General features: G+C 61.7%; 17 protein-coding genes. 14 read left to right on the top strand and 3 right to left on the bottom strand.

Annotation, left to right across the window (positions count from 1 at the left end; all coding sequences use genetic code 11):
- Positions 1-6: 6 nt before the first annotated feature.
- Both AB4Y36_RS39315 and AB4Y36_RS39320 read left to right on the top strand, forming a co-directional pair.
- Complete coding sequence (locus tag AB4Y36_RS39315; RefSeq protein WP_368685818.1) at positions 7-432, top strand: phage tail protein; 426 nt, start codon at positions 7-9, stop codon at positions 430-432.
- Complete coding sequence (locus AB4Y36_RS39320; protein ID WP_368685819.1) at positions 429-1,466, top strand: phage late control D family protein; 1,038 nt, start codon at positions 429-431, stop codon at positions 1,464-1,466. The genes AB4Y36_RS39315 and AB4Y36_RS39320 overlap by 4 nt, the downstream gene beginning before the upstream one ends.
- Before the next feature lie 48 nt (positions 1,467-1,514).
- On the opposite strand, the gene AB4Y36_RS39325 is transcribed toward AB4Y36_RS39320, so the two are convergent.
- From AB4Y36_RS39325 to AB4Y36_RS39335, 3 genes are all read right to left on the bottom strand, one after another.
- Positions 1,515-2,279: a hypothetical protein gene (locus AB4Y36_RS39325; RefSeq protein ID WP_368685820.1), complete on the bottom strand. Its 765-nt coding sequence runs from the start codon at positions 2,277-2,279 to the stop codon at positions 1,515-1,517.
- Between the two features lie 142 nt (positions 2,280-2,421).
- A complete protein-coding gene (locus tag AB4Y36_RS39330; RefSeq protein ID WP_368685821.1) occupies positions 2,422-3,141 on the bottom strand; it encodes an alpha/beta hydrolase in 720 nt (239 codons plus the stop codon).
- Between the two features lie 48 nt (positions 3,142-3,189).
- Positions 3,190-3,627 (bottom strand): transcriptional regulator, encoded by a 438-nt coding sequence (locus AB4Y36_RS39335; RefSeq protein ID WP_368685822.1) that lies wholly within the window; start codon positions 3,625-3,627, stop codon positions 3,190-3,192.
- A gap of 82 nt (positions 3,628-3,709) precedes the next feature.
- Between AB4Y36_RS39335 and AB4Y36_RS39340 the strand changes: the two genes are divergently transcribed.
- The 12 genes from AB4Y36_RS39340 to AB4Y36_RS39395 all read left to right on the top strand — a co-directional run bounded on the left by AB4Y36_RS39340 (position 3,710) and on the right by AB4Y36_RS39395 (position 10,443).
- On the top strand, positions 3,710-3,946 hold the full coding sequence (locus AB4Y36_RS39340) for a hypothetical protein (RefSeq protein WP_368685823.1): 237 nt from the start codon (positions 3,710-3,712) through the stop codon (positions 3,944-3,946).
- Positions 3,947-3,949: 3 nt separating this feature from the next.
- The gene (locus AB4Y36_RS39345) at positions 3,950-4,246 is read left to right on the top strand and encodes a hypothetical protein (RefSeq protein WP_035514218.1); all 297 of its coding nucleotides are present in this window, start codon (positions 3,950-3,952) and stop codon (positions 4,244-4,246) included.
- On the top strand, positions 4,234-4,482 hold the full coding sequence (locus AB4Y36_RS39350; protein ID WP_028206598.1) for an ogr/Delta-like zinc finger family protein: 249 nt from the start codon (positions 4,234-4,236) through the stop codon (positions 4,480-4,482). Before AB4Y36_RS39345 ends, AB4Y36_RS39350 begins: the two co-directional genes overlap by 13 nt.
- 85 nt (positions 4,483-4,567) lie before the next feature.
- A complete protein-coding gene (locus tag AB4Y36_RS39355) occupies positions 4,568-4,780 on the top strand; it encodes a hypothetical protein (RefSeq protein ID WP_368685824.1) in 213 nt (70 codons plus the stop codon).
- 4 nt (positions 4,781-4,784) lie between these two features.
- Entirely contained in the window at positions 4,785-4,985 is a 201-nt protein-coding gene (locus AB4Y36_RS39360; RefSeq protein WP_368685825.1) for a hypothetical protein, read from the top strand.
- Between the two features lie 47 nt (positions 4,986-5,032).
- On the top strand, positions 5,033-5,227 hold the full coding sequence (locus AB4Y36_RS39365; RefSeq protein ID WP_368685826.1) for a hypothetical protein: 195 nt from the start codon (positions 5,033-5,035) through the stop codon (positions 5,225-5,227).
- Positions 5,228-5,231: 4 nt separating this feature from the next.
- On the top strand, positions 5,232-5,600 hold the full coding sequence (locus tag AB4Y36_RS39370) for a hypothetical protein (RefSeq protein ID WP_368685827.1): 369 nt from the start codon (positions 5,232-5,234) through the stop codon (positions 5,598-5,600).
- Complete coding sequence (locus AB4Y36_RS39375; protein WP_368685828.1) at positions 5,597-5,851, top strand: hypothetical protein; 255 nt, start codon at positions 5,597-5,599, stop codon at positions 5,849-5,851. Before AB4Y36_RS39370 ends, AB4Y36_RS39375 begins: the two co-directional genes overlap by 4 nt.
- An 11-nt stretch (positions 5,852-5,862) precedes the next feature.
- The gene (locus AB4Y36_RS39380) at positions 5,863-8,655 is read left to right on the top strand and encodes a toprim domain-containing protein (RefSeq protein WP_368685829.1); all 2,793 of its coding nucleotides are present in this window, start codon (positions 5,863-5,865) and stop codon (positions 8,653-8,655) included.
- Positions 8,652-9,047 (top strand): hypothetical protein, encoded by a 396-nt coding sequence (locus AB4Y36_RS39385; protein ID WP_368685830.1) that lies wholly within the window; start codon positions 8,652-8,654, stop codon positions 9,045-9,047. The genes AB4Y36_RS39380 and AB4Y36_RS39385 overlap by 4 nt, the downstream gene beginning before the upstream one ends.
- Positions 9,048-9,133: 86 nt before the next feature.
- A complete protein-coding gene (locus tag AB4Y36_RS39390; RefSeq protein ID WP_368685831.1) occupies positions 9,134-9,415 on the top strand; it encodes a DUF4224 domain-containing protein in 282 nt (93 codons plus the stop codon).
- On the top strand, positions 9,415-10,443 hold the full coding sequence (locus AB4Y36_RS39395) for a tyrosine-type recombinase/integrase (RefSeq protein WP_368685832.1): 1,029 nt from the start codon (positions 9,415-9,417) through the stop codon (positions 10,441-10,443). The genes AB4Y36_RS39390 and AB4Y36_RS39395 overlap by 1 nt, the downstream gene beginning before the upstream one ends.
- The last annotated feature ends 123 nt before the right edge of the window (positions 10,444-10,566 follow it).

Raw genomic sequence — 10,566 nt, forward strand, 5'->3', positions numbered from 1 at the left:
ATCGAAATGATGATGGCCCTCGGGCAGTTTGTTTTTAGCCTGTCCACCCTCGCCTATCAAGAGCTGCAACGCAAAACGAGCTGGAAGCATCGCAACACGCCGCGCGTCGGCGGCCGTGATGCGCGGCAATACACCGGCCAGGGCGACGACTCGATCACCATGACGGGATGGTTTGCCCCAGACCAGGGTATCGGCAAGCTGTCGTCGCTTACCGAGCTGCGCAGCATGGGTGATGACGGCGACGCCTTTGCGCTCGTCGACGGCGCCGGCAATGTGTACGGCGCATTCATCATCGAAGGCCTCGACGAAGGGCAATCGTTGCACCAGAAGGACGGCACGCCCAGGCGCGTCGAATTCACGTTGAGCCTCATGCGCGTCGACGATGGCCTCGTGAAAACGAAAACCGAGCCGGCGAAGGACGAGGCGCAATGAAGCAACCGACCCCGATCTATCAAATCACGCTCAACGGAAAAGACCTGACGAGCAAGATCGAGCCGCGCCTTGTGAGCCTGTCGATCGACGAGTCGCGCGGCGAAGAGGCCGACACGCTGACGCTCACGCTCGACGACTCAGACGGCAAACTCGCCATACCGAAGCGCGGCGAAGTCGTGCGCGTGTCGATCGGATGGGCCGACACGGGCCTCGTCGACAAGGGCTCTTTTACGATCAACGAAGTCGAACACGCCGGCGCACCGGACACGATCACCCTACAGGCGCGATCTGCCTCGATGACGAACGCCATGAGCGAGCGAAAGGAAAAGAGCTGGCACGGCGAGACGATCGGCGCGATCGTGCGCAAGATCGCCGGCGCGCACAACCTCAAGGCGGCCGTAGCTGATGCGCTCGCGAAAGTCGTGATCGCGCACATTGACCAAACGCACGAGTCGGATATGTCGTTTCTCACGCGCGTCGCGAAGCGATACGACGCCGTGATGAATGTGAAGGATTCGCACCTGCTATTCATGCCGATCGGCCACGGCACGAGCGTAAGCGGCAAGCCGCTCACGTCGATCGAGCTGACGCGGCGCGAAGGCGACCGGCACCGCTACCACGTATCAGAACGCGAGAACTATGCCGGCGTGCGCGCGTTCTATCACGCGACCGGGCGCGCGAAGCGCAAGTCTGTCGTCGTCGGCGGCGAGAACAATCACAGCCTGAAGGTTTTGCCCGAGACATACCCGACCGAGGCCGAGGCGCGCGCCGCTGCGACGGCCGAACTCAACCGCACGCAGCGAAGCCAGGCGACCATGAGTTACACGCTCGCGCTCGGCCGGCCCGACCTATACCCAGAAGTGCCCGTCTATCTCAACGGGTTCAAGCCCGATATAGACAACGAATCATGGCTCGTGAAAAAGGTGCGGCACGAGCTGAGTGACGGGGGCTATACGTGCGAACTCGACCTAGAAGTGCGCGACGATCCGACGAGCGCCCGGCATCGCTCAAACTTCAGGAAGCCGGGCAAGTGATGAAACTGCGCCGATGCTGTCAATCGAAGGCCTCGGCGCTTGACTGCATCAAGCGGCGAGGCCGCGTTGCCAACGCGCCTGGAGCGGCGCGATTTTCTGCCTCATGACAACCTGCGTTGCAAAGTCGGCATCGTCGGGTATCGGCTCCCAAAAAAATTGGCTCTGAAATAGCGGGATGGCGTTGAATTTTCGCGACTTGAAAAACGGCCCCCGATTGCGCTTGAATTCGCTGTATCGATCGCCCTTGAATCTTTTGTCGATAGCGGAGAACGGCAGGACTCTTTCCGCGATATCGGAAACCGGCGTTTCCGCTGCCTGCGCCTTGAAGCTGGCGAAGGCGTCAAACTGGTCGTGACAAATGACCTGTATCGCCGTTTCTGGCATGCCGTAGCGTTGCGCCCAAAGCACATGCCAACCGGATTCGACCTCGTTGACGAAGTCAAACAATCTCTCGCTCAGGATGTAGGCGTCTGATTCGATATGGATGATTTTTTGCACGCCAACGGCACGGGCAATTTCGATGGAGTGGAAAAAGCTTCTCCACCAACCCGGATACTCCGCCACACCTTGCCGGCCTAGATTGTTCGGAAATCGAACTAAAACGTTGCTGCCTGCCGAGTACCGAATCGGATCGGTATGAGAGACGGTTTCGATAGTCGCACTAGGGGGCGTGAAGGGCGATCCATCATCAATCATGAATTTCATTGCATCTGCAACGGGCGAACGGTTGTAGTACTTCAGCCACCGCAAATAACGTTCGTCCCATGCTTTCTCGTCTTTGATGAAGCTCGTACAAAAGATGATGGATTGCACTGCGCAGTCTCCTTAGTTGGACGGCGCGCATTATCCCACGTCGAAAGCTGTACGAAAGACAATAGAAAGCAAATTCAAAGAAAGCTTTGCTCGACGCGGGGGGGGGGGCGCCGGCCGCGTAGCTCTCGAGCTGATCCGATATCTAGTCCCGTCCGCCTGAAGCAAGCGGCTGCCATTCGGCTGGGTGGTTCCCCGTCGCCGCGCAACGCTGCCTGAGACCTTCCTGCCGAACGATGCTGCCTATCGTGTAGCGAGTGCCCGCATATTCGCAATGCGGCGTCGGGGTGACTGTCTGGGGCTGGGTCTCATGGCTCGAGCGATGCCCCACCCAGGCGACTGCGGCAAATACGCCCATTGCCGCAATCAGGGCGAGGAAAAAAAGAAGCCACGAGGTTTGCATCGTATGTTTCGGCAAAGGCGCGAATGGGGAGTGCGCGGCGGCCGGCACCGAAGTGGCGAAGCCGGGTTGGTGATGTGCTGGAGCGATCGGCGAAGAGACGGCTGGAATCGACTCGCCGCCTTCCGACAACGCGGGCGGCGGCGCCGCCTGATCGGCTGTTCCATTGCGTAGCCACCCGTCGAGATAGCGCATTACGCGTTCAAACAGGTCTCGTGGCAACTCGTCCATGCTCTGAAACTTGAAACAAGTCATCAGACGCCGATACACAATGAGCTTTTCGACGCCAGTCCTCTCTTCGAGCTCGAAGACCTTCGCCGCAATCGCGCGCCGCTGTCGATCGCTAATGTATCGCTTCGATTCCTCTCCGCTATGGAGATGGATATTTACGTTGGCTTGTGCGTTACTGGACTTCACATCTCGGCCGGCAACCTGCCCGACCTCCCCGGTGAACTTCTGCACCATCGACTTCTTGTTCTCCTACGGCTGGTCCTGCCGTATTGCGTGGTTCGCTCAGTCGCTTTCGCTGTTTTGCTTCTTACGCGCCTTGCTTGAACCCATGTTGATCGTGAAGGCGCCGGTTACGTCGCCGCTCACTTGCTGGCCAACGTTCGCGCCCCTGAAATCCTGCTGGAATTTGCTCGGCACCGTGCCCGCAGCAAGTGCACCAAGCGCAGCAGCACGAACGGCCTCAGGTGCATCGCGATATCGCCGCACAAGGTCGGACTCATCGGCGGAAAGGTCGGACGTGTTGTGGCGCCCGGTAACGATATAGAGCACGTCGACCCCGGCCGTTTCGATCGAGGCGAGATAAGCGGCATCCGGCAGGCGCTCATCTTTCTCATACCGGAGCTGCGCCTGCTTGCCAATGCCGCCCAGCGTCGCAAGCTCAACTTGGCTCAGCCGGAGCCGTTGCCGCTCTTCCCGCAATCGCGCGCCAATAGATTCCATTTGGACACCAAATTCGTTGACAGGTACCCAAATGGGTACTAGCATTACAGTTGTGCAAGGTTAATGACAGGAAGTATACGACATGCTTCGTAAAAAGCCCCCCATCACTCGCTCACCGCGAGGCGTGCTGTCGAGCAAGCCGGTTTACATGCGGCTCATGCCCGATGAGCGCCGCAAGCTCGAAGAACTCTCCGCGTCGCTTAACAGATCAACCTCTAGCGTTGCGCGCCTGATCTACCTCGAAGGCGTTGAGCGGTACCAAGCCAAATTTACCGGCTCGGACGCGCAAGCGCACTCAAATACTATTGCAGGGCATTGAACCATGCGGAGCCCTGCCCTCATTGAACCATCGCTGCGCCAAGCGCTGCACGGCCCGAAGCGTCAAGACGTGCAAGCCGCACTCGGTTGGGACGATTCGCAAGTCAGCCGCTTCCTGAGCGGCGGGCAAGGAGTTGTCATCGACAAAATTGACACGCTCGTTGCTGCCGTCGGCTTCGTTCTCGTTACGCGCAAATACCTCGACGCCGTCGCCACGCTCGGCGAGGTGGGTGTGCACTGTGAATGCGCCCGTCGCGGCTATGGCGAATGCGGCCCAGGGAGGTCGTCATGCGAATCCTGAACCGCTGCCCCCACTGCCGCACACGCGCCACCGCGCGCAGCAGCCGCGAAATGTCACTGACTTTTCGCGAAGTCACGTACCAATGCAACAGCCCCGAGTGCGGTCACACCTATGTGGTGAACATGGAATTCGCCCGCACGCTGTCGCCATCGGCAACACCCAATTTGACGCTGAACTTGCCGCTCTCGCCGCACGTGCGCGAACGCCTCGCGCAACAACTCGAGCTGCCCGTCTAGCGCTCTAACCAGCATCCACTGTTTCCCCTCGCATCGTGCCTTAGCGGCGCGAGGGACTTTTTTTGCCCAAAAAAAGGAGATTCGCATGGCCACACTTGCCGCTACGCCAATCGTTATGCCGTTCGATCCGGCAAGCCTTCCGCTGGAACAGCGTCGCAATTACCTACAGACGCTTTGGAGTGCCGACGTCGACCCATTTGTTTTTGTCGGCACCGCGCGCCGTCTCGGATACGTGCTCGGCTGCCGATGGGATGCCGACGCCGGTATGCCCGTACTCAACCCGATCGTCCTGCATTGATGGCATGCGCACGCCCATCACGGAGTTCGAACTGCGCGCGGCATGGCATCGCCTGCGCATGGTCGGCGACTTCGAAATGTCCATGCGCAACCGCGCCGTCCGCCTTGTCGTCGAATCCGCCGCGCGTGCGATGCAGGCCCGCGAGCAGATGCGCATGCGCAATTCGATCGACGCGAAGCGACTCGCAGCGAACGACGACGACTGATCTATCAGCGCTGTCCGGCGGCGCACCGTCTCTGGAGCAATCTCATCATGAAAACCTGCATTTTCAGCATCGGCGTGTTGCTGATGCTCGGCTTCTCTTTCACCGGCATGGCTCTCACCGCCGGGGGCATTCTTCGCCAGCTCAAGTTGCGGAATGCGCCGCTGCTGTCGCTGGCGCTCGCGGCCTGTGCGCTCATCGCACTGATTACAACGCTGGCTTGGTCTGTTCCGCCTCGGGGGTGAAGCAATGAACGCCACAAACACACCGGTCATTCGATACGAACTGCTTACGTCTGCAGGCCTGCGCACCGTCACAGGTGAGCACGTCGTCATACCGAACAACGCTGGCGCCACGTTCGGTATCCATGCCGAGCGCCACCTTACGGACGGCCATCCTGAGAAGTGGGTCGTCACTCACCTCGCCTCGGGAATGCAGAGCGGCATGGGTGCGACGCGAGCCGGCGCGATCACACAGGCGACGACGAACCTTGAGCGTCATCGCCACCGCCTTCGGCAGATGCTCGACGAGGCGACGATCGCACGTGCCGGTTTTCAGTTCGCCACGTGCCAGTTCGAGCGCAACCGCCTCGAATTACTCGGGGAGAAATACATATGACACCCGCCGCTCACACCACGCCGGATGACGCGGCATTGCTTGCCGCGATAAAGGCAGCCGCCGAAACGCTTCGGTTCGACAACCGGTCAGGCAGCCTGCAGCGTCAATGCACGCTCGGCCTGTTTGTCGCCGCGCTAAGCGACCAGCTTGCCCTTGCGTTCCCCGCATCTGCGGGCGCCCTGCATGCCCTCGTGTTCAGCCCGTCGACAAGCGGTAACCCGGCTGAAACATCCAAGCAGCAACCTCTGTAACACATGTAACGATGGCCACAATTGACGAACTGAAACAGCGAATTGACCTGCACGACCTTGCAGACCGCCTCGGCCTCAAGCGCGGCCGTGGCGGCGACCGTGCGCTCTACCATTCGCCGCTGCACGATGACAGGAGCCCGTCACTGTCGATCTACGTGAATCACCCGAAGCACGGAACGGGCTGGCGCGACCACAGCGCCAATGTGGGCGGCTCCTGTATCGATCTCGTGATGCACGCGCGCGGCAGCACTGTCGCCGACGCTGTGCGCTACCTGCACGACGCCTACGGCATTCCGGCGGACCGTCCCGAATCGGGCGAGCGCCGCGAGAAATCGACCGTCGAATACATCGCCGACCGGTGTTTCGCCGAACGTGACCGCGTGCGCGAATATCTGGGCAGTCGCGGCATCTCGGCCGAAGCGATCGACGCGGCGATCGCCGCCCGCTCGATCGGCTTCAACATGTGGGCGAGCCCGAAGATCGCCGCCGGCGAGGTCGGCCACGGCGGGCCGGCCGCCGCGTTCATCGTGCGCGCGCCGGGCGAGGCCCGTGTCGTCGCGGTCGACATGCGCTATCTCGACCCCGCGCAGAACGGCGGCGTCAAAACCCAGACGCAGGGCGACAAATCCGGCTACTTCTGGACTGCCGACGCCCGCCGGCTTGGCAAGGCCCGGCGCGTGGTCGTCGTCGAAAGCGCGATCAACGCGCTGTCGATCGACACTTGCGCGATGCCCGGCGTCGCGTCGCTCGCGCTGCGCGGCCTCGCCAACGTCGACGCCGTCGACTTCTCGTCGCTGCGTGGCAGACACGTCGTCGTCTGCCTGGACAACGACGAACCGTTCGCGGACGGCCACCCGCGCGCCGGTCACCGCCCTGGCCCGGAAGCGGCATGGGCGCTCTATGAAAGGCTCACAGCGCTCAACATCAGCGCTGTGCTCGTCGACCAGGCCGAGTGGCTTGCCGATCTCGCAGACGGCGAAAAGACACGTCGCCCCATCAACGACGTGAACGACTATCTGCAGCTGCGCGGCGCCGCCGAACTGGCGCGAGCACTCGAACAGATTGAGCCGTGGCTTATCGCCGGTATGCCCGGCGATGCGACACGCCGAGGCCGGCCGCGCATCTTCCTGCCGTCGCACGATTTCGCGCAGTACTGGCGCTTTCGCCTGCGTCCCGACTTCACGAGCTACATCACGAAGATGGACCGGAACGAGGAATCGGGAGTCGAGACCCCGGTGACGACTGACCTGTGCGGCTTCCGCATCGCCGGCATCAGCCGCGTGTCCGTCGCGAGCGCAACGTCGACTATGACGGGCGATGCCGACCAGGCACCTACCGTCTATTTCGCGGTATCGGTGCAGGCCCCGCGACACGGTGCACAGCTCATCCGCCGCGTGATGCTCGACGACCAGCTCCACAACGTCGACCAGTGGGGCAAGTTCGGCCCGATCTGGGCGCCGGCCCCGTTCAAGCGCATGGTGAACATCCTTGAGCGCGGTGCCGATCTCGGCGCGCGGCAGGCCGCCAACTTCGTCGGGCTCGCATGGCGCGACGGCCGCCTGATCGTGAACGAAGGCCCGGACTGCTACTTCACCGAGGCCGACAAGCAGTGCCCGTATCACAACCTGACGTTCCCGAGCGGGCCAATCGGCGACGCGCGCCGCGTCATCACGGCGTACCAAGCGACATTCAAACAGAACGCGGCCACCATCCCGCTCGTGTGGGCACTCGGCGGCCACCTGAAGGCCCTGCTCGGCTTCTGGCCGCACATCACAATCCAGGCAAACAAGGGAGCGGGCAAGTCCACGCTCATCAAGCGCCTCGAGCGCTCGCTGGCGTTCACGATGTTTTCGGGGCAGTCGCTGCAGACGGAATTCCGGCTGCTCACCAGCATCAGCCACACCAGCCACCCGGTCGGATGGGAAGAGCTGTCGGCCCGCCGGCAGGACGTGATCGACAAGGCGGTCGGGCTGCTGCAGGAGAACTACCAGTACACGGTGACGCGCCGCGGTAGCGACATGACGGAATACCTGTTGTGCGCGCCCGTGATGCTGGCCGGCGAGGATGTGCCTGTGCGCAGCCTGCTCGGCAAGCTCGTGCGCACGACGCTCACCGGCAAGCGTGGCCCGCTGTTGCCCGACGAGCTGCCGCGCTTCCCGCTCCGGCAGTGGCTCGAATTCCTCGCTGGCCTCGACAAGCGCGCCGTCCTCGACCAATACGCAGCGCTGCTCGGCAAGGCGCTCGCCAACTGCCGGGCGAGCGGCCAGGACGACGGCGCCAAGCGCATGGCCGGCAACTATGCGGCCGTCGCACTCGCCTGGCGCTACCTGTGCGAGTTCGCCGGCATGGACGCGAGCGAAGGCGATTTCCCCCGCGACCTGCTGACCGAGATGAACGGCCACATCGCCGAGACGAGCGCCGACCGCGAGCCGTGGGTCTGGATCATGGAAACCGTCCTGTCCGAGATCGACGGCGGCAACTACAAGCACCCTTTTACCTTCGACACGGTCGACGGCGAGTTCTGCCTTCTGCTGCGCACGGGCCACGTGATGGATCACATCGCCCACACCAGTGCGCTGCGCGACAAGTGGAACGGTCTGCCGGTGAAGTCCGATCGTGTATTTAAGGCGCAGCTCAAGCACGCGGGCGTCGTCGTCGGCGAGAAGGAAGTCGAGCGGCGCATCTACACCCGCCGCGTCCCGTACCTCACGCCGGTTTCACTCGGGCGTCTCGCTGCGTTCGGGCTGCACGTTTCGGTACGCGAGGACCTGGCGACCGACGCCCTACAGGGAGGCCACGCATGAAGCTCCAACCATCATGGCAACGACCGGGCATCGACCCGGCAGTAGAACAAGGCGAGTTTCGTCGCTGGGAGCCGACAGGCAGCGCAGAAAACCCGTGGATTTCTGGACGGGGCGCGCCTAAGTCCTTGATTCCTGAAGCGAGTGCCGCCACGAGTCACCCCGGATTTGCCACGAGTCATGCGGCTTTTGCCATGAGTCTGTTTTCGACGCTGGCCCGCGACGCCCCTTTCTTTCCTCTCTCTAATTCATTGAAAAAGAAGAAGAAAGAATACGAGGAAGGGCAAAGAATCAGCCAATACCTCGTGCCACGAGTCGGGGCTGTTTTGCCATCAGTCGCGCACGCTGCCTATTTTTTGGGCCATGAGTTTTCGGGGGTTGCCATGGGTGAATGATGGCAACTAGTGGCACAACAAATCTTTAAAAATCAGTCAGTTAAGGTTCATATCCGCGCAAACCATCAATCCACGAGTTGCGCTGCGTGTACCTCCTTTTCGCGATGAAGATGACCATGCAACAATATTCCGGCTGCGGCGGCATGTATCTCGGCCGCCAAGAATTGCGCGAATTAACCGGCACACCGATTCGTATGCGTCAAGTCCTGTGGCTCGTGCAACAGGGATGGCCGCATGTGGTCGACGTCCACGGCCGCGTGTTGGTCGCACGCACTTTTCACGATAAACGGATGGGCATCATCGATTCGAAGCTCGCGCGTACTCCCCGGGCCGCAGTAAGCACACCGCTCAATCTTGGCGCAGTGTGATGGGACGCCGGGCACAAACTCCAGGCGCAATCCCGCGCCTCCGCATACGCAAGAACGCCAACGGCGCTCTGCGCTACTACTACGACCATGGTGAAATCGAGGGGCGTCGCTTTCTGGAACCACTCGGCGCAGATCGCGTCGTGGCGCTCCAACGATGGGCTGAGCTGGAAGGCAGACGGGTGCCGACGTCCGAAGTCACACGGCACACGTTCGCCATGCTCGACCGCGAGTATCGGCTGAGGGAACTACCGCAAAAATCGACCGCGACGCGCCGCATGTACGACCTGTTCCTCTCCCGGCTGGCAGGCGTCATCGGCGACCGCGAGCTCGACACCCTGAAACCGGCCGACGTGGCGAGTATTTGGCGAGCCACCGCGGAGAAGCGCGGCATCGTCACAGCGAATCGAACCAAAGCAGTCCTCTCCCTCGCCCTGAACTGCGCACGGTTGTGGGGCATGATGACGATCGCAAACCCATGCGCTGGGGTGCGTGGAAAAAAAGAAACCGGTCGCCAGGACGTGCTGATCGACGACGAGCTATATGCGTCCGTCCATGCCGTGGCCGACGAGCCCTTGCGCAATGCGATGGACCTGGCCGACCTGTGTGCACAACGACCGGCGGACATCTTGGGCGTGCAGCGCTCAAACATCGTGAAGGGCAATCTCATCTTCAGGACGCGCAAAACGGGCGCCTTCGTCACGGTCCAGATAACTGGTGAGCTCGCGAACCTGATAGACCGCCTGCTCGCATGGCGCGGGTCGAAGGTCGACGTTTCCCCCTATCTTCTGCGTGACGAAGAGGGCTATCCGCTAACGAAGGGCCAATTGCGGTCACGGTTCGACAAGGCCCGCGATAAGGCAGGTATCGACAAGGCGAAATTTCAATTCCGCGACCTTCGCGCGCGTGGCGTGACGCACAAGACGATCGACGAGGGAATAGAGGCGGGGCAGCGCTTGGCGGGCCACAGCGGGCCCGGCATGACGGCGCGCTACGTGCGCGGCACGCGCCCCGTAAAACCCTCGCGTTGATGAATTTTGGAAACGCGGAGGGTGTTTTGGAAACGGCAAGGGGCTACGCAAACATCGCGTAACCCCTTGCTGTGTATGGTGCCGGCTGCAGGACTCGAACCCGCCACCTGATGATTACAAATC

Origin of the sequence: Paraburkholderia sp. BR10936 (assembly GCF_040965735.1) — a bacterium.
Taxonomy (GTDB): Bacteria; Pseudomonadota; Gammaproteobacteria; order Burkholderiales; family Burkholderiaceae; genus Paraburkholderia; species Paraburkholderia nodosa_A.